The sequence below is a fragment of the Clostridium uliginosum genome, from assembly GCF_900112485.1.
Lineage (GTDB): Bacteria > Bacillota > Clostridia > Clostridiales > Clostridiaceae > Clostridium > Clostridium uliginosum.
Map to the genome: position 1 here is coordinate 68,283 of NZ_FOMG01000009.1, position 25,978 is coordinate 94,260.

General features: G+C 28.3%; 27 protein-coding genes. 24 read left to right on the forward strand and 3 right to left on the reverse strand.

What is annotated here, in order from left to right; translation table 11 throughout:
- Positions 1-155: 155 nt before the first annotated feature.
- The 11 genes from BM027_RS07910 (at position 156) to hisE (ending at position 9,577) form a co-directional block, all read left to right on the forward strand.
- Positions 156-650, forward strand: a complete 495-nt coding sequence (locus BM027_RS07910) for a GNAT family N-acetyltransferase (protein WP_090090576.1) — start codon at positions 156-158, stop codon at positions 648-650.
- Positions 651-1,282: 632 nt separating this feature from the next.
- Entirely contained in the window at positions 1,283-2,431 is a 1,149-nt protein-coding gene (gene hisZ, locus BM027_RS07915) for an ATP phosphoribosyltransferase regulatory subunit (RefSeq protein ID WP_090090578.1), read from the forward strand.
- A 23-nt stretch (positions 2,432-2,454) separates the two neighbouring features.
- Complete coding sequence (gene hisG / locus BM027_RS07920; RefSeq protein WP_090090580.1) at positions 2,455-3,078, forward strand: ATP phosphoribosyltransferase; 624 nt, start codon at positions 2,455-2,457, stop codon at positions 3,076-3,078.
- A 241-nt stretch (positions 3,079-3,319) separates the two neighbouring features.
- A complete protein-coding gene (gene hisD / locus BM027_RS07925; RefSeq protein WP_090090582.1) occupies positions 3,320-4,606 on the forward strand; it encodes a histidinol dehydrogenase in 1,287 nt (428 codons plus the stop codon).
- Positions 4,607-5,647, forward strand: coding sequence for a histidinol-phosphate transaminase (hisC, locus tag BM027_RS07930; protein ID WP_090090585.1), 1,041 nt, complete (start codon positions 4,607-4,609; stop codon positions 5,645-5,647).
- A 2-nt stretch (positions 5,648-5,649) separates the two neighbouring features.
- The gene (gene hisB / locus BM027_RS07935; protein ID WP_090090587.1) at positions 5,650-6,237 is read left to right on the forward strand and encodes an imidazoleglycerol-phosphate dehydratase HisB; all 588 of its coding nucleotides are present in this window, start codon (positions 5,650-5,652) and stop codon (positions 6,235-6,237) included.
- Positions 6,238-6,403: 166 nt separating this feature from the next.
- Entirely contained in the window at positions 6,404-7,024 is a 621-nt protein-coding gene (gene hisH, locus BM027_RS07940; RefSeq protein ID WP_090090589.1) for an imidazole glycerol phosphate synthase subunit HisH, read from the forward strand.
- Entirely contained in the window at positions 7,021-7,737 is a 717-nt protein-coding gene (gene hisA, locus BM027_RS07945; RefSeq protein ID WP_090090591.1) for a 1-(5-phosphoribosyl)-5-[(5-phosphoribosylamino)methylideneamino]imidazole-4-carboxamide isomerase, read from the forward strand. The genes hisH and hisA overlap by 4 nt, the downstream gene beginning before the upstream one ends.
- Positions 7,738-7,951: 214 nt before the next feature.
- Positions 7,952-8,713, forward strand: a complete 762-nt coding sequence (gene hisF, locus BM027_RS07950; protein ID WP_090090593.1) for an imidazole glycerol phosphate synthase subunit HisF — start codon at positions 7,952-7,954, stop codon at positions 8,711-8,713.
- Between the two features lie 195 nt (positions 8,714-8,908).
- Positions 8,909-9,238 (forward strand): phosphoribosyl-AMP cyclohydrolase, encoded by a 330-nt coding sequence (gene hisI / locus BM027_RS07955; RefSeq protein ID WP_090090595.1) that lies wholly within the window; start codon positions 8,909-8,911, stop codon positions 9,236-9,238.
- 12 nt (positions 9,239-9,250) lie between these two features.
- Entirely contained in the window at positions 9,251-9,577 is a 327-nt protein-coding gene (hisE, locus tag BM027_RS07960; protein WP_090090597.1) for a phosphoribosyl-ATP diphosphatase, read from the forward strand.
- 200 nt (positions 9,578-9,777) lie between these two features.
- Here hisE and BM027_RS07965 read toward each other — a convergent pair whose 3' ends face one another.
- Positions 9,778-10,548 carry a histidinol phosphate phosphatase gene (locus tag BM027_RS07965; protein ID WP_090090599.1) on the reverse strand — a complete coding sequence of 257 codons (771 nt, stop codon included), beginning with the start codon at positions 10,546-10,548 and terminating at the stop codon, positions 9,778-9,780.
- Positions 10,549-11,156: 608 nt separating this feature from the next.
- On the opposite strand from BM027_RS07965, the gene BM027_RS07970 reads away from it, so the two are divergent.
- The 11 genes from BM027_RS07970 (at position 11,157) to BM027_RS08020 (ending at position 22,908) form a co-directional block, all read left to right on the forward strand.
- Entirely contained in the window at positions 11,157-11,348 is a 192-nt protein-coding gene (locus BM027_RS07970) for a hypothetical protein (protein ID WP_090090601.1), read from the forward strand.
- Positions 11,349-11,461: 113 nt separating this feature from the next.
- The gene (locus BM027_RS07975; RefSeq protein ID WP_090090605.1) at positions 11,462-12,265 is read left to right on the forward strand and encodes a hypothetical protein; all 804 of its coding nucleotides are present in this window, start codon (positions 11,462-11,464) and stop codon (positions 12,263-12,265) included.
- A gap of 98 nt (positions 12,266-12,363) precedes the next feature.
- Positions 12,364-13,647, forward strand: coding sequence for a trigger factor (gene tig, locus BM027_RS07980; RefSeq protein WP_090090607.1), 1,284 nt, complete (start codon positions 12,364-12,366; stop codon positions 13,645-13,647).
- A gap of 315 nt (positions 13,648-13,962) precedes the next feature.
- Positions 13,963-14,562 carry an ATP-dependent Clp endopeptidase proteolytic subunit ClpP gene (gene clpP / locus BM027_RS07985; protein ID WP_090090610.1) on the forward strand — a complete coding sequence of 200 codons (600 nt, stop codon included), beginning with the start codon at positions 13,963-13,965 and terminating at the stop codon, positions 14,560-14,562.
- A 38-nt stretch (positions 14,563-14,600) separates the two neighbouring features.
- Positions 14,601-15,890, forward strand: coding sequence for an ATP-dependent Clp protease ATP-binding subunit ClpX (clpX, locus tag BM027_RS07990; RefSeq protein ID WP_090090613.1), 1,290 nt, complete (start codon positions 14,601-14,603; stop codon positions 15,888-15,890).
- Between the two features lie 513 nt (positions 15,891-16,403).
- Positions 16,404-18,107, forward strand: a complete 1,704-nt coding sequence (gene lonB / locus BM027_RS07995) for an ATP-dependent protease LonB (RefSeq protein ID WP_090090616.1) — start codon at positions 16,404-16,406, stop codon at positions 18,105-18,107.
- A gap of 91 nt (positions 18,108-18,198) precedes the next feature.
- On the forward strand, positions 18,199-20,529 hold the full coding sequence (gene lon / locus BM027_RS08000) for an endopeptidase La (RefSeq protein WP_175559955.1): 2,331 nt from the start codon (positions 18,199-18,201) through the stop codon (positions 20,527-20,529).
- Positions 20,519-21,115, forward strand: a complete 597-nt coding sequence (gene yihA, locus BM027_RS08005; RefSeq protein ID WP_090090618.1) for a ribosome biogenesis GTP-binding protein YihA/YsxC — start codon at positions 20,519-20,521, stop codon at positions 21,113-21,115. Before lon ends, yihA begins: the two co-directional genes overlap by 11 nt.
- Before the next feature lie 326 nt (positions 21,116-21,441).
- Complete coding sequence (locus BM027_RS18505; RefSeq protein ID WP_242943298.1) at positions 21,442-21,942, forward strand: hypothetical protein; 501 nt, start codon at positions 21,442-21,444, stop codon at positions 21,940-21,942.
- 31 nt (positions 21,943-21,973) lie between these two features.
- Positions 21,974-22,258, forward strand: a complete 285-nt coding sequence (locus BM027_RS08015) for a hypothetical protein (RefSeq protein ID WP_090090621.1) — start codon at positions 21,974-21,976, stop codon at positions 22,256-22,258.
- A 116-nt stretch (positions 22,259-22,374) separates the two neighbouring features.
- A complete protein-coding gene (locus tag BM027_RS08020; protein WP_090090624.1) occupies positions 22,375-22,908 on the forward strand; it encodes a hypothetical protein in 534 nt (177 codons plus the stop codon).
- 179 nt (positions 22,909-23,087) lie between these two features.
- Here the strand turns inward: BM027_RS08020 and BM027_RS08025 are convergent, their stop codons facing one another.
- On the reverse strand, positions 23,088-24,008 hold the full coding sequence (locus BM027_RS08025; protein WP_090090627.1) for a hypothetical protein: 921 nt from the start codon (positions 24,006-24,008) through the stop codon (positions 23,088-23,090).
- A 199-nt stretch (positions 24,009-24,207) separates the two neighbouring features.
- Positions 24,208-24,633: a transcriptional regulator PerR gene (perR, locus tag BM027_RS08030; RefSeq protein WP_090090709.1), complete on the reverse strand. Its 426-nt coding sequence runs from the start codon at positions 24,631-24,633 to the stop codon at positions 24,208-24,210.
- A gap of 307 nt (positions 24,634-24,940) precedes the next feature.
- Here perR and BM027_RS08035 point away from each other — a divergent pair, with 307 nt between their 5' ends.
- Complete coding sequence (locus BM027_RS08035; protein WP_090090630.1) at positions 24,941-25,258, forward strand: hypothetical protein; 318 nt, start codon at positions 24,941-24,943, stop codon at positions 25,256-25,258.
- Positions 25,259-25,627: 369 nt separating this feature from the next.
- Positions 25,628-25,834 carry a hypothetical protein gene (locus BM027_RS08040; RefSeq protein ID WP_090090642.1) on the forward strand — a complete coding sequence of 69 codons (207 nt, stop codon included), beginning with the start codon at positions 25,628-25,630 and terminating at the stop codon, positions 25,832-25,834.
- The last annotated feature ends 144 nt before the right edge of the window (positions 25,835-25,978 follow it).

The window sequence follows — 25,978 nt, forward strand, 5'->3', positions numbered from 1 at the left end:
AACAAAGCCTAAATTAATGTAGTATAATTATAAGGTGTATTAAGGAATAAGGCATATTAAAGAAAATAGACTAGCTGACTTATTTGTTATTTATTTTAATATGCCTAAGATAGAAAAAGCAATTAATAATATCAGTAAGGGATGGGGAGAAAGAAATGAGATATATTGAAACAAAAATACAAGGACTTAGATTTAAGAAAACTACAGAAGAAGACGCATCAACTATATTAGAATTTATTAAAAAAATAGCAGTATATGAAAAAATGCTAAATGATGTAGTTGCAACAGAAGATACATTAAAAGAATCTATATTTCAAAATAATAGAGCAAAAGCTCTATTGATAGAATTTAATGATGAAGTTATAGGATATATTATATATTTCTTTAATTTTTCAACTTTCATAGGTAGAGCTGGATTATATCTTGAGGATATTTATATAGATCCAAAGTATAGAGGTAATGGTATAGGCAAAGAAGCATTTGAAACATTAGTGCATATTGCAAAAGATAATAAGTGCGAAAGAATGGAGTGGGTTTGTTTAAATTGGAATGAACCATCTATTAAATTTTATGAAAGTTTAGGGGCACAAGCATTAAATGAATGGACAACTTATAGATTAGATAAAAATGCATTGGATAAATTCTCTTAGTATTTAGGAACATTCAAAGAAATAATAGACCAGTATGCTTGTCTATTATTTTCTTTCATGTGCCTTATTTTACAATACATTAAAAAGATATTTTCTCAAAATATATAAAAATGAAGCTATTAGATTTCTGATAGCTTCATTTTTATATGCTTTATATTACCTTTTTAATTAAACTAATATCTATATTGTATTTAGATATATTTAAAGTCATTATGCTAATTTATTTTGTTCTATATTTTGTCCATAAAATCAACTGATAATAGCATTATAAGTGAATTTTATTTCCTCATTGGGAACAAAATATACATAGAATATAGTACTTTTATTTTTTCAGATAGTTAATAAGAACTATTGACAATATAAGTATATTAACGTATTATAAATACAATAATGATTTAACGCGATAAAGTGATAGAACGATAAATCGACACAAAAACAAAAAAATAGTAGGATATGTTTTAATTAAATGTTGATATTGGAATATAAGAGCGAAGTGAATTCCATCGTCCATGAGTTTTATATTACAATATCAACATTAGGCACATTCAAAAAAATAATAGACTAGTATACTTGTTTATCATGTGCCTTATACTAAAACATATCCAAAGAATAAAGCAATAGGTAGGTGCAAAATGAATAAAAGGAATATGGTTCCAGATGGTACTAGGGATTTAGTATTAGAAGAATGTGTTATAAAAAGATGGTTACAAAAAAGTATAGATGATTGTTTTAATAAATGGGGTTATAAAGAAGTCATCACTCCTACTTTAGAATTTTATGAGACATTTAGTTGTAATTCTCAAAGTTTAAAAGAAGAAGATATGTATAAATTTTTTGACAATAGAGGGAAAATATTAGTGTTAAGACCAGATATGACAATTCCAATAGCTAGATTAGTTGCTACTAAGCTTAAGGGTGAAAGTCTCCCCATTAGACTTAGATATACCTCAAATGTTTTCAGAGTGTATGAGAGTCTTGGGGGAAAGAGGAATGAGTATACTGATTGTGGAGTAGAATTAATAGGGCTTGAAGCAGGAAAATCAGATTTGGAAATTTTGGTATTGGCATTAGATTCACTAAAGAAATTAGGCTTAAATGAATTTAAATTAGAAATTGGAAATATTGGTTTCTTTAATTCAGCATTTAAAAATTTGGATATTGATGAAATAGATAAAGAAAAAATAGCACAACTAATCGAAGATAAGAATTTAAAGAACTTAGAAGACTTTTTAGAAGGACTAGATATTAAAGAAGAGTACAGAAATTTCTTTAATAAATTACCTTGGATGTTTGGAAATAAAAAAGTGATTGAAGAAGGTAAGAAATTAGCATTTAATGATGAACTTATAAAGAGCATAGAGTACTTAGAAGATTTGCATGAACAATTAGAAAGTTTAGGTTATGGGGAAAATATAACTTTTGATTTGGGGATGGTACCAAGGCTTAATTATTATACAGGAATAATTTTCAGGGGTTATGCAGAAGGCATAGGAGATTCAGTATTAAGAGGTGGGAGATATGATAAATTAATCAAATCTTATGGAATAGATCTACCGGCTGTTGGATTTTCAATAGATGTTGATTCGGTAATAAACACTATAAAAAATACTAATATAATGATATCAAATCAAGAAGAGTATAAATTATATTATAGTGATAAAACTATTATGGAAGCTATTAAAATTAGTCAAGAACTTAGAAATGAAGGCAAGATAGTTGAATTATTGCCTAAGGCAGATTTAGAAGAGATTAAAGTAGTTAAGGTATCTTCGAATAAATAACTAAATGTGGGGGGAAATATAAAATGGGGATAAGTATCGCGCTAACTAAAGGAAGATTAGAAGAAGAAAGTATTAAAATTCTAGATAAAGCTAATTTTGATCCAACAGAGTTAAAAAATAAAGGCAGAAAGCTTGTTTTTAAAGATGGTAAAGAAGATATAAAGTATTTCTTAGTAAAGGCAGCTGATTCTATAACTTATGTAGAACATGGTGTTGCAGATATTGGGGTGGTTGGTAAAGATACTATATTGGAAAGTGACAATAATTGCTATGAAGTATTAGATTTAGGTGTTGGCAAATGTAATTTTATAGTTGCTTCTTTACCTAATAATGATATTTTTAAAAAAGTTGGGCACGTAAAGATAGGTAGTAAATATCCAAAGGTTGCAAAAGAATATTTTAAAAAGAAAGAAATGGATGTTGAGGTCATTAAAATAGAAGGGTCTGTAGAACTTGCACCAATTTTAGGATTGTGTGATGGAATTGTTGACATAATGGAAACAGGAACAACTTTAAAAGAAAATGGATTGGTTGTTTTAGATACAATTTGTTCTATAAGTGCTAGGGTAATTGTTAATAAAGCAAGTTTTAAAATGAAACAAGAGGAAATACAATCATTTATTGAAAGAATAAGAAAAGTTATTTAATTACAATATTTTAGGTGATTTGTTAGAGTAGTTAAGATAGGACTAATAAGAAGTATAAAAGAAAATAACGCGTCAAATATGCGCTGTATACTTTTTGTAATGGCAAGTAGATAAGTTTGACTAATAAAAAGCTATTAGTTAAATATCTGATACAGTATGATGCTAAATATACTAGCATACGGACATGTTATTTTTTGGATATGTTTAAGCAATGTAAGCAATAGTAATTGGGGGCGATTGAATGTTAAAGTTAATGGAACTTAATGATGAAAATAAAAAGATATTAATTAAGGAACTTAATGAAAGAGCAGAGGAAGTACAAGGGGAATTAGTAGTAAATGTAACTAATATCTTATCGGAGGTTAGAAAAGATGGTGACAAGGCTTTATTAAATTTTACTAAGGAGTTTGATAAAGTTGAGATTGAAAATCTAGAAGTAACAGATAAAGAAATAGAAGAATGTTTTAATAAGGTTGAAGAAAAGTTTATTAAAGCATTAGAAGAAGCTAAAAAAAATATAGAGGAATATCATGAAAAACAAAAAACAAAAGGATTTCTTATAACAAAGGAAAAAGGTGTTTATTTAGGACAAAGAGTCATTCCTATTGAAAGAGTTGGAGTTTATGTACCAGGAGGAACAGCAGCTTATCCATCATCTGTTTTAATGAATGTTATACCTGCAAAGGTTGCTGGTGTAGATGAAATAATTATGGTTACACCTCCAGATAAACAAGGTGGAATTAATCCATATATAGGAGTAGCTGCAAAGATTGTTGGTGTAGATAAAATTTATAAAGTAGGAGGTGCTCAAGCTATTGGAGCACTAGCTTATGGAACTGAAACAATTCAGAAGGTTGATAAGATTGTAGGACCTGGAAATATATTTGTTGCTATTGCAAAGAAATTAGTATTTGGGACTGTTGACATAGATATGATTGCAGGACCTAGTGAAATTTTAATAGTGGCAGATGAAAAATCTAATCCGAGATTTGTTGCAGCAGACTTAATGTCTCAAGCAGAACATGATAAATTAGCTTCATCTATATTAGTTACAACTTCAAAAAAATTATATGAGGAAGTAGAGAAGGAGTTGGAATTACAGGTTAAAGAACTTGAAAGAGAAGAAATAATAAGAACTTCACTTAAAAATTTTGGTAGAGCAATAATTTGCAATGATATTAAAGAATGTATTGATATTTCTAATTTAGTTGCACCAGAGCATTTGGAACTTATGGTGGATAACCCTATGGAATATTTAGGGCAAGTTAGAAATGCAGGGTCTGTATTTTTAGGAAGATATTGCCCTGAACCTATTGGGGATTACTTTGGTGGTACAAATCATGTGCTTCCTACAAATGGAACAGCTAGATTTTTTTCAGCGTTATCTTTAGATAGTTTTATTAAAAAATCATCTTTCTTATATTACTCAGAAGAAGCAATATTAGAAAATGGAGAAAAAATTATAACTTTAGCCAATAAAGAGGGATTAACTGCTCATGCAAATTCTGTGAAAGTGAGGCTTAGCTAATTGAAGGATTACATCGGTATTAAAGAAAAATATGATATCAGATTAAATAGTAATGAAAGTTATATAGATATGAACAAAGAGATAATGATTGAAATGAAAAGTTGTTTACTAGATATACAACTCCATAGATACCCAGAAAACGATATGCTTAAAATTAAAGAATTATATGGTGCATATGCTGATACACAAGCTGAAAATATAATTGTAGGAAATGGTTCAGATGAAATGCTTGAGCTTATTATAAGCTCTTTAATGGGAACTGGTAAAAAGATGTTAACCTTAAGCCCAGATTTTGTAATGTATGATTTTTATGTTTCATTATTTGGGGGAGAAGTTAAAAAGTATAAATTAAATAACAATATAAATTTCACTTTAGATGATTTTATTAAATTAGGCATAAAAGAAGACGTTGATTTGATTATGTTTTCGAATCCTAATAATCCAACAGGATTAGCACTAGCGCCAACAGAAATAATTAAGATATTAGAAGCATTTCCAGATAAAACTGTTGTAGTAGATGAAGCTTATTATGAATTTTATGGAAAGTCAATGATTCCATATATTAACACATACAAAAACTTGATAGTAACAAGAACACTTTCAAAAGCATGGGGATTAGCAGCTTTAAGAGTTGGGTTTTTGATATCAAATTTAGATAATGTTAAAAAATTATTAGAAAAGAAGATACCTTATACTGTTAATTCGTATTCTCAAGCAATGGTAATCACAGCGTTAAAATATCCATACAGAGTTATAAAGAATTCAAAACAAATAATAGAGCAAAGAGAAATATTATCTAAAGAGTTAAAATTATTAGAAAAAAATGCGTCGATGAATATAAAATTCTATTCTTCTAAAGCAAATTTTATTTTTGGAAGAACACTTCATAAAGAAGCATTATTAAATGGATTAAGTGATAAGGGAATTTTGATTAGAGATTTTCCAGATGACACATTTAGAATTACAATAGGATCTCCTTTAGAAAATAAAAAGTTGATAGATGGATTAAAAGAAATTTTTATATATGAGGGAGCAGAGTAGCAATGGTAGATAGGACCTCAAAAATAGAAAGAAATACTAATGAAACAAGTATTAAATTAGAGATTAATTTAGATGGTACTGGAATTAATGAAATTAATACAGGAATTGGTTTTTTTGATCATATGTTAAATTTATTTTCATTTCACAGTAAAATAGATATTAAACTTTTAGCAAATGGAGATTTAGAAGTATGTGATCATCATACTGTTGAGGATGTAGGAATAGCACTTGGAGAAGCTTTTAAAAAAGCAATAGGAGATAAAAAAGGAATAAATAGATATGGAACATTTCATCTGCCAATGGATGAAACTTTGGCCTTAGTATCTTTAGATATAAGTGGAAGAGCCTTTTTAGTGTTTGATTGTGATTTTAATAGAGAAAAAGTAGGAGAGCTTTCCACTGAAATGGTTGAAGAATTCTTCAGAGCCTTTGCATTTAATGCGGGAATAACACTTCACTGTAAGGTTTTATATGGAAGCAATGATCATCATAAGATAGAAGCCATATTTAAAGGATTTGGTAGAGCTATTAAAGAAGCAAAACATAGAGATAAATTAAACGGAATTCCATCAACTAAGGGAATGCTATAAGTGAGAATCAAAATCTATGATTTTGTTATTGGAACTTACTCAGCAAAGCGTATGTGAGTCGACTTTCATAAGTAAGAATCAAAATCTGTGATTTTGTTATTCGAACTTACTCAGCGAACGCATGTGAGTCGAGTTTCATAATAAAGTAACTAAAGGGTGTGTAAAGATGATAGTCATAATAGATTATGGAATGGGAAATTTAAAGAGTGTTTACAATGCTTTAAAAAGTCTTGGTTTAGAATGCAAAGTATCTTCAAGTGAAGAAGATATTAAAAATGCTAAAGCTTTAATATTACCAGGGGTTGGTGCATTTAAGGATGCTATGGATAATATAGAGGAAAAGTCTTTAGATGTCTTAATAAAAAGTGAAGTTGAAAAAGGGAAGCCTCTTCTTGGAATATGCCTTGGAATGCAGCTTCTTTTTGAAAAAGGATTTGAAGGTTCTGAAAGAGAAGGTTTAGGACTACTAAAAGGTAATATTGTCAAAATGAAAGATGATAAAGAAAATAATATAAAGATTCCACATATAGGATGGAATAACCTTATTTATAATATGAAAGATGAGTTATTTAATTCAATAGATGAAGGGAAATTTGTTTATTATGTTCATTCTTATTATGCACATGGATATGACAATAAAGATTTAGTGGCTTATTCAGAATATGGTAAAAATAAGATAGCAGGTGTAGTTAGAAAGAAGAATGTTATAGGAGCTCAATTTCATCCTGAAAAAAGTGGTGACGTAGGTCTTGCTATATTAAAAAACTTTGGGGAGTTGATTAAATGATAATATTACCAGCAATTGATATAATAAACGGTCAAGCAGTTAGATTATATCAAGGTGATTATAATAAAAAGGAAGTAGTTGCAGAGGATATTTTTGATATAGCTAAATCTTTTGAAAGTTTAGGAGCAGATTATTTACATTTGGTGGATTTAGATGGTGCAAAGGATGGTAAATGCATCAACCATGAAATAGTATTAAAAATTGCTAAAAAATTAAATATTCCGCTTGAACTTGGTGGTGGTATTAGAACTTTTGAAACAATAAAGAAATTAATAAATAATGGGGTATCTAGGGTTATTCTTGGAACTATAGCCATAGAAGATAAGGAGCTACTTAAAAGAGCAGTAGACTGCTATAAAGAAAAGATTGCAGTAGGTATAGATTGCAAAAATGGATATGCTTATGGTAGAGGATGGCTTGAAGGAAGTAAACTTAATTATATAGATTTTGCAAAAGATATGGAGAATATAGGTGTTAAGAATATAATAGTTACGGATATAAGCAAAGATGGAACATTAGAAGGACCTAATGTTGATATGCTAAAAGAACTAAAAAAGGTTGTAAATATAGATATTACAGCTTCAGGTGGAATTTGTGACATAGGAAATATTAAAGATTTGATGAATATTGATATGTATGGAGCAATTACTGGTAAAGCAATTTATTCAGGAACATTATCTTTAAAAGAAGCTATAGATGTATGTAAAAAGTAAGAATTGCAGTAATAAAATTTTAATAAGGTATATGAAATAAAATAACAATTCAAAGATGCGACAGATATTTTATGTAATGGAAAGAAGTGTAGTTCATAGCTTATCTATTAGCTATATTTATTTACATAGTATGACGCAAAATAAATTAGCATATTGACTTCTTATTTTTTGAATATGTGTAAAGAATAAGGTGCTAAATTGAAGGGGGATTTGTATGCATACTAAGAGAATTATTCCTTGTTTAGATGTAAAAGAAGGAAGAGTTGTTAAAGGAATTAATTTTGAAGGATTAGTGGATGTTGGAGATCCGGTTACACTTGCGAAGTATTACAATGATCAAGGAGCAGATGAATTAGTATTTCTTGATATAACAGCAACTCATGAAAAAAGAGGTATAATGCTTAAAGTTGTTGAGCAAGTTGCTGAAAAAATATTTATTCCATTTACTGTAGGCGGAGGATTAAGAACATTAGAAGATATTAAAGCAATATTAAGAGCTGGAGCTGATAAGGTGAGCTTAAATTCAGCAGCTGTTAAAGATAAAAACATTATAAAAGAAAGTGCTTTTTATTTTGGAAATCAATGCATCGTGTTAGGTGTAGATGCAAAAAAGAGAGCTGATAATTGTGGTTGGAATGTTGTTGTTAATGGTGGAAGAATAGATACAGGTATAGATGTTTTAGCTTGGGCTGAGGAAGCTACAAAGCTTGGGGCTGGAGAAATTCTTTTAACTTCAATGGATGCAGATGGTACAAAAAAAGGATTTGATTTAGAACTTACCAAAGCAGTTAGTAATATAACTAATGTGCCAGTAATCGCCTCGGGCGGATGTGGATCTTTAAATGATTTTTATGATGTATTTAAAGATAACAGTGCAGATGCAGCACTTGCAGCATCATTATTTCATTATGGCGAATTAACAGTTGAAGAAGTTAAAAAATATTTAGATAATAAAAATATTCCTGTAAGACTTTAGCTGTTTCTTTAAACATCTAAGAAGTATGAAGATTAAGTTATTAATTTTCAATAGAGAATGAAAGTTTTAAGAAATATATATAAATATAAATTTAAAATGATATAAAAGCTTAATAATTATTGATATAAGATTCTGTAAATACATTCTATTTAATAAATAATTACATAATAGAAATTTTTAAAAGGGGGCTTCTATGTGGAAATTTGCAAAAGGGTAGAACAAGTTGACTTTGAAAAGGGGAATGGTTTGGTTCCGGCTATAGTTCAAGATTATGAAACTAATGAAGTTTTAATGCTTGCCTATATGTCTAAGGAAAGTTTGACTAAGACTTTAGAAGAAGATACTACATGGTTTTATAGCAGGAGTAGGGATGAACTATGGAATAAGGGAGCAATGTCTGGACATTTTCAATTCGTAAAAGAAATAAAAATAGATTGTGATAATGATACTATTTTAATTATTGTTAAGCAAAATGGTGTAGCTTGCCATACTGGTAATAAGAGCTGCTTTTATAGAGATCTTTAGGAGGAGAAATTTATGAGTAATGAAATACAAAATTTATACAAAATTATTTTAGATAGAAAAAATAATGGAGAAGAAGGTTCTTACACAAATTATCTTTTTGAAAAAGGTATAGATAAAATATTAAAAAAAGTTGGGGAAGAGTGTACTGAAGTTATAATCAGTAGTAAAGGGATTAATAATGAAGAACAAGTAAATGAAATATGTGATCTTACTTATCATTTGCTTGTTTTGATGGCAGAACTTAATATCTCAATTGAGGATGTAGAATTAGAGTTAAAAAAGCGAAGTGAGAAAATAAATAATTTTAAAGGTGAGAGAAAACATATAGATAATGTTTAAGAAATAATAGATAAGGTGTTATTTTTAGATGCTTAAAAGAATATTAGGCATATGAAATAAAATAATAGACGAGCTTACTGGTCTATTATTTTTTTGAATGTGCCTTATAATAAAAAAAGTGGATGTCTAAAATATAAACCTGAGATTTATATTTTAGACATCCACTTAATAATATATAAATTTGTTTAATGTGAATTATATTAAAAATATTCAGGCTTTCTATTTTTGAAATATACAGGTTTTAATCCTAAATTCTCAGTTAATAATAAAGCTTCTTTAAAATTTGCAAATATATTATTAGTGGAATGAGCATCAGATCCTAATGTTACATATTTTCCTCCAAGCTCCTTATATCTGTTATATAAGATTAGCATATTATTAAATACATCTATATCATTAAGTCTTCGGGTGTTGATTTCCATTACCTTTCCTTTAGATATTAATGTTTTCATTATTTCTTCAATTATTTCTCCATGATCTTTTAAGGTAATTTCATTATTTGAAAAATTAGCATATCTACAAGGATAATCAAAATGAGCTAAAGAGTCAAAACAATCATATTTATAAACTAATTCAAGCATAAAATCAAGATATTTACCAAAGTAATCTTTCTTTTGTAAGTCATTTCGTTTACAATAATCTAAATAGATGTCTTCATCGTAAACGGAATGTACAGATCCTAATATAAAATCATAATCAAAATTATTAGCTTTTTCATTTATAATATCAAATGAAGGAAGGGTTAGTCCTATTTCTATGCCTAAAAGCAAATTATCACTTTTATACTTTAAATATTTATTAAAATAATTAGGAATATCTATCTTGAATAAATCTGTAACAGGATAATCTTGATCTAAATGTTCAGTTAATATAAGACCTATATTTAAATCATTTGCTTTGAGTATAGCTTCAGTTATTTTCATATCACTATCAGATGATAATTCTGTATGTATGTGGCTATCAAATATCATTTTATTTCTCCAATCTTTTTTAATTTATTATAAGATATCTTCTAATAAATAACTAGTCATGTGCCTTAGGCATATTAAAATAAATAACGAGTCAGTATGCTAGTCTATTTTGTGTCATAAGGAAGCTCGACTCGTATACACTCGCTGAGTAAGTGATTCACACAAAATCATAGATTTTGGTTCTCTACTCATGTCGGTAAAATTAGCCCATAGCCTGCTATGAGATAATTTCACCTCCTTGTCTGGCAGAAAATATACGTCGCATCTTTGACTTGTTATTTTATTTAATGTGCCCTAGTTCATAGAATAAAAAAAATCTGCACTTAAATTAATGCAGATTAAAGATTTATGTTCATTTAAGAAAGGGAATAAATGAACATATGTGGGACTTATAAAACTTTATAGTAGAATTTTATGAGCTTGAATTATTTATACATTAATTATACAATAAATTAACAATTAAAAACAATATATTTCATAAATTTTATTTAAATAACAAAAAATACGATTTTAATTAATTTATGTATTGATTTTTTATAAATTTTATAGAATTAGGGGTATAGTAAATATTAAAAGAACCAAAATAAGTTATAGAAAGGTGATGTTGAATGATTGATATAAAGAAAGAAAATTTATTGAAGGCTACTCCAGAGTATGAAGAATATTCAAACAATGTTTGTAATTTATCCATTGAAGAACTAAAAGAAATGGGAATGTTAAAATGCGGTGGATGTTGTAATAAAAATGAAGAAAATAGTGGATGCAAAGACTGTAAAAAGAAAAACTGTTGTAAAAAATAGCTTAAATTATAAAGAATATATTAAATATTAATTATAATGTGGATTTAAAAAAAATAATAATATATAATGAATTTGTTTATTGTTATAAATAAAAGCGGTCTGGAGGGAATGCCTTGGCGAAACCAAGTATTTTTAGTAAAGAATATGAAAAACGAATGAGAAAAAGAAGAAGAAAAATTTTAATAGTTTTCTTAATAGTTTTAACAGTAGTATTATTAACAACAGTTAAACTTTCTTATAGAACTATGGACAAGACTAATGTTAAACAAAAAATACAAGCTTGGATTGACAGTGATACTGTGCCAAAAAATGAAAAACAAGATATAATAGAAGAAAAATCTAAAGTGCTGGAAGAGCCTGAACAAGAGCTCCCCAAAACACCAGAAAAAAAATACTTAGATATCAATTTATTAAGTGGAACTATAGCTAAAGGGATTTACATTGAGGAAAACGGAGAAAAAAAATTTACTGATTTAGAAGGTATAGATTCATCCGTAGAGTTTGATATTAGTCCAACGGGTAAACAAATATTAATATTAGACACAGATAAAAGTATTACTGTATATAATGTTGATGGAAATGCAAAGATAGTTTCAAAGAATGATTATACTTCTCAAAAAGGAGATGTATTCACAAAAGAAGCTACTCTTTTAAATAAACCAGAATATTTATGGAATTCAACTCCAAAGTTTATAAATGATGAAAGCATAGTTTTTATTAGTAATAGACCGTATTTTGGGACATCAGCACTTAAGCAATATTTATGGGTAACTAATATTGTAAATAATACTGATGTAATAAATTGGAATCTGGTTGCAAACAAAATAGAAATTGAAAAAAGAGAAGAAAAAGGAATAAAAATTATGGTAGATGGTAATATTTATTATGTAGCTCAAGATGGTAATATTATTCAATAAGATATAATTTGTAATAAATCATTTGATAAGAAACAGGGATTTATGGTATAATAACCTAGTTAAATTAGATGTATACTATTTTAGGAGGAATAAATAAAATGGAAGCTAAAGTTGAAAAGATAGAAACAAATGTAGTTAAGTTAGAAATAAGAGTTGAGGCAGAAAAATTCGATGCCGCATTAACTAAAGCATATAACAAGAATAAGGGTAGATATAACATCCCTGGATTCAGAAAAGGAAAAGTTCCAATGGCAATGGTTAAAAAATTCTATGGAGTAGAAGTATTCTATGATGAGGCTATTAATTTTGCTATTGATGCAAGTTACCCAGCGGCATTACAAGAACAAAACATTAGACCAGTAGATCAACCACAAGTTGATATAGTTGAACTTGGAGAAGGTAAAGAACTTGTTTATACAGCAACAGTTACTACATACCCAACAGTTGAACTTGGAGAGTATAAAGGTTTAGATATTAAAAAACCTTCATATGAAGTTGTAGAAGAAGAAATTGAAAAGCAAATTAAAGAAGCACAAGAAAAGAATGCAAGAATAGAAACTAAAGAATCTGGAAAGATAGCTAAGGGCGATATAGCAGTTATAGATTTTAAAGGATATATAGATGGAACTGCTTTTGAAGGTGGAGAAGGAAATGATTATCCATTAGAAATAGGATCAGGTACATTTATAGATGACTTCGAAGATCAATTAATTGATTTAGAAATTGGAACAAAGAAAGAAGTAAAAGTTTCTTTCCCAGAAAACTATGGTAAAGAAGAATTAAACGGAAAACCTGCAATGTTTGAAGTAACAATTAAAGGAATCAAAGCTAAAGAATTACCAGAGTTAGATGATGAATTTGCTAAAGAAGTTTCTGAATTCGATACATTTGCAGAATATAAAGAAAGCATAAAGAAGAATTTAGCAGACGCTAATGAAGCAAGAGCTGAAAGAGAATTTGAAGAAGCAGTTATTACTTCAATAATTGAAACTTCAAAGATGGAACTTCCAGAAGTTATGTTAACTAAGGAAATTGATAATATGATGAAAGACCTTGAAGGAAGATTACAATATCAAGGATTAAGTCTAGATCAATACATGGAATTCACAGGAAACACAACTGAAAAAATGAGAGACTTCATGAAAGAAAATGCTGAAAGAAAAGTTAAGGCAGATATAATTCTTGAAGAAGTTGCTAAAGCAGAAAATGTAAAAGCTACTGAAGAACAATTAAATGTTAGAGCATTAGAATTAGGAAAAATCTATGGACCTAAAGATCCTAAGAAGATGGCTAATATCTTAATAAGATCTCAAAAAGCTATGATTGAAAGAGATATAGTTATAGAAAATACTCTTAAGTTACTTAAAGAAAGTTGTAAATAGGAATATAACTAAAATTAGGCATTGTAAAATAAAAGACTAGTCAAAGATTCTTAGAATTTTTTGAACTAGACAAAGAAGCAAACACAGTTAATGTTGCTGTTATTAGTTGCCTTTACTGGCACAGTATACTAAAAAAGACAAGAAGACTGACTAGTTATTTGTTTAGAGATGTCTTATATAGTTAAAAAGTAATTGCCAGAAGTATTTCTGGCAATTATTTAAAATAATAATTAACAATTTTAGAAAACTTTTATATAATTTAAATAAGAATTGTTTTCATAAATTGTTTATAAGGGAAAATAAGGAGGGAATTATATGAGTTTAGTTCCAATGGTTGTAGAACAAACAAGTAGAGGAGAACGTTCTTACGATATATTTTCAAGATTATTAAAAGAAAGAATAATCATGTTAAGTGGCGAAGTAAACGATGATTCTGCAAATTTAATAGTATCACAATTATTGTTCTTAGAAAGTGAAGATCCAGATAAGGATATATATATATATATAAATAGTCCTGGTGGTTCAATAACTGCAGGAATGGCAATTTATGATACTATGCAATATATTAAACCAGATGTATCTACTATATGTATAGGTATGGCAGCTTCTATGGGAGCTTTTTTATTATCTAGCGGAGAAAAAGGTAAGAGGTATTCATTACCAAATGCTGAAATAATGATACATCAACCACTTGGAGGATTCCAAGGTCAAGCAACAGATATAGAAATACATGCTAAAAGAATAATAAAAATAAAAGAATCTTTGAATAAGATTTTAAGCGAGAATACTGGTAAGCCTTTAGCTACAATAGAAGCAGATGTTGAGAGAGATAATTTCATGACAGCTGACGAAGCTGAATCTTATGGATTAGTAGATAAAGTAATAACTAAGAACGAAGTTGGAAAAGATAAATAAGTAAATTTAAAATTATTAAAGCTAAGTGAGGTGAATGTATGGCTAAGTATGATGAAAAGAAACAATTGAAGTGCTCATTTTGTGGTAAGACTCAAGATCAAGTTAAAAGATTAATTGCTGGACCAGGTGTCTACATTTGCGATGAATGTATTGATTTGTGCTCAGAGATCATAGCTGATGAATTTGAAGAAACTGTAGAATTTGACACTAAAAGTGTTCCAAAGCCGACTGAAATAAAGGAATATTTAGACTCTTATGTTATTGGGCAAGAAAGAGCAAAAAAATCCTTAGCAGTTGCTGTTTATAATCACTACAAAAGAATTAATACTAACAAAGAAGATATAGATGTAGAACTATCTAAGAGTAATATTTTACTATTAGGTCCAACAGGTTCTGGTAAGACATTGCTTGCTCAAACACTTGCAAAGTTTTTAAATGTTCCATTTGCAATAGCTGATGCTACAACCTTAACAGAAGCAGGATATGTTGGAGAAGATGTTGAAAATATTCTTCTTAAATTAATTCAAAATGCAGATTATGATGTTGAAAGAGCAGAAAGAGGAATTATCTATATAGATGAAATAGATAAGATTGCTAGAAAATCTGAAAATCCTTCAATTACTAGAGATGTATCTGGAGAAGGAGTACAACAAGCCTTATTAAAAATATTAGAAGGAACTGTTGCTTCAGTACCTCCTCAAGGTGGTAGAAAACATCCACATCAAGAATTTATCCAAATAAATACATCTAATATATTATTTATTTGTGGCGGTGCTTTTGATGGTGTTGATAAGATAATAGAAAGCAGAACAAGAAAAAGTTCAATGGGATTTGGAGCTGAAATTCAAGCAAAACATGAAAAAGACATCGGAAGATTGTTAAAGGAAATTATGCCTGGAGATTTATTAAAATTTGGGTTAATACCTGAATTTGTTGGAAGACTTCCAATAATAGTTACTTTAGAATCTTTAGATAAAGATGCCTTAATCAATATTTTAACTAAACCTAAAAATGCTCTTGTAAAACAATATAAGAGATTATTTGAGTTAGATGATGTTAAGCTAGAATTTAATCAGGAATCTTTAAAAGCTATCGCTGAAGAAGCAATAGAAAGAAAGACTGGTGCTAGAGGCTTAAGAGCGATAATAGAAGATATGATGACAGAAGTCATGTATGAAATACCATCTGATGAACAAATATCAAAAGTTACTATAACAGAAGAATGTGTTATAGATAAGAAAAAACCTGATATTGAAAGATTACCAGAAGGTAAAAAAAGACCTACTTTAATATCAACTAGAGTTAAAAAAGACATTGAATCTGCTTAATTGTATCAATTTTACTGATATCTATTTAGATATCAGTATTTTTTTATTTTAGGCTATGTTTTAAAAGCGTGTTGATATTGTTATATAGTTTAAAAATAGAACCTAAAAAAATAATAAGATAGTATACTAATCTATTTTTAGTCATACTGTGTTAATAAGTTTAGCTAATAGAATAAACTATGGGCTAAACTTTTTTTCTTGTATTACGCAAAATGTCCGTTGCATCTTTGACTTGTTATTTTATTTCATATCACTTAGTGTTGTTTTTGATATTATTTATAATATATAAGCCCTAATTAATATAATTCATTATTTACAGAATTAACTTCTAGATAAATACTAAGTACACTGAATAAATCTAAATGAATAATGATTTTTAGAATATATATACAATAAAAATTAATAAAAAATTTAATTTAAAGAAGAATATGTATTAAATGTTAAGGAAATACTATTAATAGTTTAAAATAGAAGGGAGAGAAGTATATACACGTTTGTATATACTGACTATGTATGGCAGAAATATCTTTAATTTTACAAACTATAGTATTAATTTTTATGTTATTAATATTATTAAATAGCACTAAAAACCAAAGAAGTAAAACAATAGTTTTAGATAAAGAAAATAAAAAAGAGATGGAAAAATTAATGAAGTTAAGAAAAGTATCATTAACAGAGCCATTAACAGAAAAAAGTAGACCTTCTAACTTTGATGAGATAATAGGTCAAGAAAAAGGGATTAAAGCTTTAAAAGCAGCATTATGCGGGCAAAATCCTCAACATGTTATTATTTATGGACCGCCAGGAGTAGGAAAAACAGCTGTAGCAAGACTTGTATTAGAAGAAGCACAAAAATCAAATTTATCTCCTTTCATTAAAAATTCAAGGTTTGTAGAAATAGATGCAACAACTTTAAGATTTGATGAAAGAGGGATAGCTGATCCTTTAATAGGATCAGTGCATGATCCTATATATCAAGGTGCAGGATCATTAGGAGCAGCAGGAATACCACAACCAAAGCCTGGAGCTGTGACTAAGGCTCATGGTGGAATACTATTTATTGATGAGATTGGAGAACTGCATCCCATAGAATTAAATAAACTCTTAAAAGTATTAGAAGATAGAAAAGTATTTTTAGATAGTGCTTATTATAGCACTGAAGATCCTAATATGCCTAATTATATTAAAGAAATATTTGATAATGGACTTCCAGCAGATTTTAGGTTAATAGGTGCTACTACAAGATCACCAGAGGAGATAATACCTGCAATTAGATCTAGGTGTGTAGAAATATTTTTTAGATCACTACTTCCAGATGAAATTAAAAAAATTACATTAAATTCAGCTAATAAGGTTGGCTTAGAAATTAGTGATGAGAGTATAGAGTTAATAAGTAACTACTGTACGAATGGAAGAGAAGTGGTTAATTTAATACAATTAGCATCTGGTTTAGCAATTAATGAAAATAGAAAACATATTGCTATTGAAGATATTGAATGGATTTTAGAAAATGGTGAATATAATAAGATAATAAGTAATTATATATCACATGAGTCTAAGGTTGGAGTAGTTAATGGATTAGCAGTATACGGAGCTAATATAGGAATATTAATGCCGCTAGAGGTTACATGTAAGAAGGTTAATAAAAGGCGAGGAGAAATTAAAGTTACTGGGATTGTTGAAGAAGAGGAAATCACAAATAATAATAAAAAAATAAAAATGAAAAGTACTGCATATTCATCAGTACAAAATGTGCTTACACTATTGGATAATTTATTTGAGTTATCAACTGACCAATATGATATACATGTGAATATTCCAGGGGGAATGCCTGTTGATGGGCCTTCAGCAGGTGTAACTATTGCAACAGCAATATATAGTGCAATAAAGGGATACAAAGTAAATAGATTTATTGCAATGACTGGAGAAATAAGCATACTAGGTAATGTGAAAGCAATAGGTGGAGTAAAAGCTAAAATATTAGCAGCAATTAAAGCAGGAGCTAAAAAGGTAATTATTCCGAATGAAAATTGGGATGAAAAACTAAAAGGACTTGGTGAAATAGAAGTAATACCAGTAAGAAATTTTAGAGAAGTAATAAATGTTGCATTAGAACATGATGAATGCAATAAATCACTTAACTCGAAAATTAATAGTAACACTAGTGAGATATTAACAGCAAAAGGCAATAATAATTTAGATGGAGGCCTTTTATAATTAGTACTAATCCTTAATTTAAGTATATTTATTGAAAAGTGTGCTTATTATGTGTATACTAAATGAAGTAATCAAGATGGAGGGGACTGGGATGATGCAAAAGTTATATACACTTCCGTTAATTCCTTTAAGAGGATTGACTATTTTTCCAAGTGTAGTAGCACACTTTGACGTTGGAAGAAAAAAATCAGTAGCGGCACTTGAAGAAGCTATGTTAAATGGTGAAGAAGTTTTTCTTGTTGCACAAAAAGATCCAGCAATAGAGGAGCCGGAAAGAGAAGAAATATATGAAATTGGAACAATATGTAAAATAAAACAAATTCTTAAGATGGCTGACAATACAATTAGAGTACTCGTTGAGGGTGAAAAAAGAGCAAAGATAGTTGAATATATAGCCGATGAAGAATATATTAAAGCATCTATAGAAGAATTAAAAACAGAAATAGAAAAAAGTAAAGAAATAGATGCATATGTTAAATGTTTAGATAAAGAATTTATGAAGTTATTAAAAACAGTAGGAGATAATTACATAGATGTAATAAAGTCAATAAATCCATTAGATAATCCAAGTTCTTTTGTAGATATGATAGCTTCATACTCAGTTACAGAAGAAGAAACGAAACAAGAAATATTAGAGACATTAGAAATTAAAGAGCGAATAGAATTGGTTTTAGAGAAAGTAAAAGAAGGAATATCTATAGCGAAAATTCAAAACACTCTTTCTAATAAGGTGAAAAAAAGTATTGATGAAGAACAAAAACAATTTTATCTAAGGGAACAATTAAAGGCTATACAAGAAGAACTAGGAGAAGATGATGAAGAGAAGAAAGAAATAGATAAGTATCAAAAGTTAATTAGTAAAACAAAGTTTCCAAAACAAGTTAAGGAAAAAGCTAATTATGAATTATCAAGACTTAAAAATATGAATTCTTACTCGTCAGAAGGAAATGTTATAAGAGGGTATTTAGATTGGATTTTAGATATACCATGGAATAAGCATACAAAGGAAAATATAGATATTATTGAAGCAAGAAAAATTTTAGATCAAGAGCATTATGGACTAGAGGATGTTAAGGATAGGGTTATAGAATATTTAGCTGTAAAGCAAATGAGTAAAACTCAAAAAGGACCTATTCTTTGCTTAGTAGGACCTCCAGGAGTAGGAAAGACCTCTATAGCAAGATCTATAGCTCATTCCACTAATAGAAAATATGCTAGAATATCTCTTGGTGGTATGAAAGATGAGGCTGAAATTAGAGGGCATAGAAAAACATATGTTGGAGCTATACCAGGTAGAATCGCATATTCCCTTAAAGAAGCCAAAACATTAAATCCATTAATTTTGTTTGATGAGATAGATAAAATTAACTCGGATTATAAGGGTGACCCATCTGATGCTTTATTAGAAGTATTGGATAGTGAGCAAAATAAGACATTTAGAGATAATTATTTAGAAGTAGATATTGATTTATCAAAAGTTATGTTTATAGCTACAGCAAACACATTAGAGACAGTACCAAGACCACTTTTAGATAGAATGGAAGTTATTGAAGTATCTGGATACACTTACGAAGAAAAATTTAATATAGCTAAGAATCATTTGGTTTCTAAAATATTTAAAGAAATAGATGTTCCAGAAGAAAAAGTAACTATAGATGATTCTGCTATTAAAGAAATTATAGAAGGATATACTAGAGAATCTGGAGTTCGTGGACTTGAAAGAAAATTAAGCTCTCTTATAAGAAAAGGATTAGCTGAAATTTTAAATAAAAATCAAGAAACTATTACAATTGATAAAAAAAATGTGGAAAAGCTTCTAGGAAAAAGAACATTTGATTTTGATAAAATTGATACAGTAGACAAGGTTGGAGTTGTTACTGGAATGGCATGGACAGCCTATGGAGGAGATACATTACCAGTAGAAGCTATGGTTATGAAGGGTACAGGAAAATTACAACTTACAGGAAAACTTGGAGAGGTAATGCAAGAATCAGCAAAAGCAGCATATAGCTATGTTAGAGCCAATGCAGACCAATATGGGATTCAAGAAAACTTTTATAAAGAAAAGGACATACACATACATGCACCAGAAGGAGCAGTACCTAAAGATGGACCATCAGCTGGAGTTACAATGGTAACAGCACTTGTATCAGCCTTAACAGGAAAAAAAGTTAAGCATAATGTGGCAATGACAGGCGAAGTGACTTTAACAGGACGAGTATTGCCAATAGGGGGATTAAAGGAAAAATCTTTAGCTGCATTTAGGGCAGGTATAGATACTATAATAATTCCAAAGGAAAATGAGAAAGATATAGAAAAGATACCTAATTCAATCAGAAATAAATTAAATGTTATTTCTGCGAGTCAAGTGAATGAAGTATTAAAAAATGCGTTAATTGGAGAGGATACTAATGAGAATTAAACAATCAGACTTTATTATTTCAGCAGTGCAAAGACATCAATATCCTATAGATAATAGAGTTGAAATTGCATTTGTAGGTAGATCTAATGTAGGTAAAAGTTCTTTAATAAATTCACTAACTAATAGAAAAAAATTAGCTAAAGTTAGTCAAACACCTGGAAAAACAAGATTAGTTAATTTTTTCTTGATAAATAATGATTTCCACTTAGTAGATTTACCAGGATATGGATATGCTAAAGTATCAAAGAAAGAAAAAGAAAGTTGGGGCAGGACAGTAGAAATGTATCTAACAGGTAGGGAAGAACTTAAAAGAGTTGTTCTACTTGTAGATTCAAGGCATAAACCGACTGAAGATGATATTCTTATGCATACTTGGATTAAACACTTTGGATATGATGTTACTATTGTAGCAACTAAAAGCGATAAGTTAACTAAAAACAACTTAAAAAAGAGTGAAGTGATAATAAGGGAAACCTTAAAGTTAACACAAGAAGATAAGTTATATTTCTTTTCTTCATTAACAAAAAAAGGAAAAGATGAACTTATAGATAATCTCTTTTTAGATTTAGCAACTGATATTGATTAGCACATGAAAGAAAATACTAGAGCAAAGATGCGTCGTATATTTCGTGTCAGACAAAGAGGTGAGTTTAGTTAATAGCGGGCTATTGGCTGAACTTACCAATACAGTATGACGCGAAATAGACAAGCATACTGGTCTATTATTTTTTTGAATGTGCCTTAAACAATAGACATAGGCATCTTTGAATCATTACTTTATATGCCTTAAAACCCTATCAAAATTAATTTTTTGATAGGGTTTTATTTTATTATAAAAATTGTGTCAAATCGATTGGCATAGAATAGTATATAGTATCAAGAAGAAAAAAATATTTCCAAGGAGGAATAAATATGGAAATGAATGATATCCTAAATGGTTTAAATTCATGTGGAGATAGTTGCTGTGATGAAGGAACAGACTGTTGTGGAGGCTTTAATAATAACTGTAGTGGAATAAATAATAACTGCGGTGGACTTGGCAATGGTTGTGGACTTGGCAATGGTTGTGGATTTGGCAATGGCTGTGGAAGTGGCAACAACTGTGGATTTGGCGGTGGCGGATTTGGTAGTTGGATTTGGATTTTATTAATATTATTCTGTGGAGGCTGTGGCGGAAGTGGTTTCTTAGGTAATGGATATAACAATAATAATAATAATTGTTGTTGTTGCTGTGATCCTTGCGCTAAGGCTAAAAACAAATGTGAAAGTTGCTGCTGTTGCTGCAATAGAGGCAATGGTGGAAATTATGGAGGATCTGGTAATTGCTCATCATACTTGTTCTTATTAGTACTTTTATTCCTTTGTAATAGTGGTTGTGGTAATAGAGGTTGTAACACTATTGCTAACTGTTAAAATTCTTAATTTTTAGAAAGGAGAGAATGATATGTCTAAGAAGAAGAAAAAATGTTGTTGTTGTTGTTGTTCTGAAATGAAGAAAGAAGATAATTCTTGCTGTTGTACAAACAATTGTGGAAACAATAACTGTGGAAACAATAGCCGTGGAGGATTTGGTGGATGCACACCAATTATATTCTTATTAATTGCATGTGGCTCAGGATTGTTAAACAATAATAAATCATTTTTAATTATCTTACTATGCTTATTATGCGGTGGTAATTTTGTTAACTCATTAGGAAACTGTCGAGCAGGAGCTAATCAATGTTGTTAGTATAGTGGATGGAGGGTATAAATAATGCCCTCCAAAAAAATGCTCAAAAACATAAACAAATTCCTTATATAATACATATATTAAAATTAGGAAAACTATAAATTGGAGGATTTTTAATGGCTAAACACAAACATAGAGAACAAGAACCTTTGGATAATGATGTGGGAAGCAATACTGGAAATAATGGAAATCCATTTGGAATAGATCCGGCTCAACTAATGGGAATGTTAGGCGGGAATTTTGATATAAATAATCTTTTATCCTCAATGAATATAGATGGATTAAATTTAAGTAATTTAGGTCCTTTAGCTAATATGGCAGGATTAAATTTAGGTGATTTGGGAAGTGCAGGGAATTTTAATAAAGGCAATAAAAATAACATGAACAACATGAACAACATGAACAATATGAACAATAAAAATAACATGAACAACATGAACAACATGAATAATATGAATAACATGAATAATATGAGCAATATGAATAATATGAACAATAACCCTAGTAGAAAAGTAAATCATAATGAAAATACAGATGATAGTAATTTGCAAATGTTGATATCTTTAAGGGGGTTTGCTCATCCAAGTAAGATAAATTTTATCGATAAGATGATAGAATTATATAAAAGTGGTGCTTTTAAAGATATTTAAAATAAAATGTATAAGAAAAAATAATTTTGTTAATAATACTAATGTAACGGAGAAAGTATTCTCCTACAGCTTAATAAAAGAAAATATTGATTTTATTAAGCACCCCCCATCCCCCTTTTAGGCCGCAAATTGCGGCCTTTTAAATTATCTTGATTTTTACAAATATGATAAATAATATATTATTTTAACTTTTGAAGTGATGAAATTTTATATAAAGAATTTTCAAGTTTGCAATCCAAATAGAAGATTATTTCCTCTTTGTCATTTTCATCTCCGTTAAGTTTACTTTTTTCAAATGTTAATCTCCATTTTAAAGAAGTAGGGTCAGCAGATGAATCCCACTCATAATCATAAAAAAATGCATCTTGAAAAGAGTAAGAATAAATTTCCTTATTTAAATTCCATAATATAGGCAATTCAGTACTGTTTATAGAAGTACAAAATATATCAGGAAGGTCTTTTAGTTCATAAGGAGTCTCTACTAAGTTAATAAAAGCAGTGACGTTACCTAAAGAAGGAAGATCAAAATTTTCTTTGGTAGTATCTAATAATTTATTATTAATTAACATAAAGCTATTTAAAGATGAAATTCCTTTAGAAGATGAAACTGAATAGCACTGAGGTGTTTTAGTATTTTTAGAATCTAATATACCAAAAATATTTTTATCACTTGAATAAACATTAAAAAATTCTCCTTCATGCCAATTAAATACATAGCACATACTACTATTGTTTTTTGAACCTTGTACAATAATTTCTGGAGTTATATCTCTAGAAATGTCGTTTAGATATATTTTAGGAGGCCAATGATCATTAAGAGTAAAAAGTATATTATCTTTAATTTTATTAGAAAGGTATATACTATTATTGTGATAAGTAATATTTAAATCAAAAGCATTATACCTTTTAACAAGTTCTATGCTATCATTTTGACCATCTCCAGTTAAATCAAATTGTATATTTTTAGATAAGTTGATAGGGGAAATGGTTTGATATGATTTATTTCTATTTATAGATAAACCAATAACTATTAAAATTAATATTGGCATTATAATCAAAATAGTTTTTATAAGTTTTCTTTTAATTATTAGTACTTTCATTATGTATCACCTCAGTTAATTATATGTACATAATTAATTTTAATTCGAATTTTTATATAAAAAAATACCCATTTTTGAGATGAGTATTTTTATACTTATCTCAAAATGAGTATTTTTTTACATTAAGACATATTAAAAAATAACAGTCCAATATATGATCGCATACTTACTAGTCTATTTTTAAAAAATGCCTTTAATATTAGTTAAGCTTTTGTGATTGCTGACAATCTTTACAGTAACCATAAAAATAAACTTTGTTATAAAGAACTTTGAAATCAGAATTATTTTCAGCTAATGAATTCAGATTATCTAAATTCAAATTATCAAAGTCAGCTATTTTCCCACAACACATGCATTGTATATGAGGATGAGATTTTGCATTCCTATCATATCTAAAGTTACCTTCTCCAACATTTATTTCTTGAATCAGTCCTACTTCAACTAAAGTTTTTAAAGTCTTATATACAGTTGCTAAACTCATTGTTGGATATTGAACACTAATAGCTTTATATATAACTTCAGCAGAAGGGTGACAAGAAGTACTCAATAAGTAATTATATACTGCAAGTCTTTGTGGTGTTAGCTTAAGTTTTTTTTCTTTAAAAATTAGAGCTATATCACTAATTGTAAACACCCCCAATTATCATATTATACTTCAAGCATAATATGATAATTGCTAAAAGTCAATTATTATTACTTAATAATCTTATTATTACTTAGAAATAAGTTTTAGTTAATAACTAATTATTTAAAATGTGAAAAAAACATTGTATACTTTAGAAAAGTCTGCTATTATATAAATAAGACAAGTTGTTAATTAATTAACAAACAATTAGAAAGTAATTCTATAAATATATATTTATAGAATTAAAAATTATATAGCCAATGATAAAAAAAATACAATATATAAATAGTTAAGGAGGCGTATTTTTATGGCTAAGTATAAAGTTGGAGATGAATTGATAATAGTTAATGATCCAGGTAAGGAGAATGATAAGTTAAAAGAGTTAACCCATTTAACAGTAGATGGTGATTTTGCTCAAATATCATGGGGGGTTAAAATCGTAGATGTAAAATATGATAAACCTAATGTAACCTTAACTTATATAAACTTTAAAGGTGAAGAAAATAAAGTTTTTTCAGTATGTAAGGATATTGAGAACTTTGATAATCAAAAAGTTTTAGAAAAAGCTTTATTAAGAGCATTTCAAAATGAAATAATTAATATATCAGTTGATAAGAACAGTTAAATTAAAAGTATATAAATTAATTATTAATGCCTATATAAAAGAGATTGCATCATTAAATCATTCTCTTCTATATAGGCATTAATATTAGGCGAATTTAAAAAATAACAGACCATTTTGCTTGTCTATTTTGCATCATACTGCGTCGGCAAGCTCTACTGATACATAAGAAACTTGCATACTTGTTTGATCCCAAATATACTGTGCATCTTTGGGCTGTTATTTTCTTTCATGAGGCTTTATACTAAACAAAAGAATAAGGAAATAAAACTAATTATTATATTATAATGAAAAGAACTTTATCTTTATGAAAATTTATAATATAATAAGGTAAATAAAATCAATTTTTTACAAAAAAAGGGTGGGATTTTTATGGGTAAATGTCCGTTTTGGTCTACGGGTAAAGAGCATCATCAATGTTATGATTCATGTCCAATGTTAGAAAGTAGTTTAGAATTAGAAGAAGAACAATGTATTTTTAAAGAATATTTATTAATAAGCAGAATGAGCTTTAAAGATGTAACAAAAGAGGATTATAGTTTTTTAAAAAATACTATTTATAATAATATTGAATATTAAAAATATAAAACTTTTATAAATAGTATTACTAAATATAAATTAATAATTTATATTTAAATTAATCCCGTAACTAAGATTGAAATTTTATACCTTAGTTACGGGATTAAATATTTTCTTTGATATGCTTTAATTCAGATATTTTTC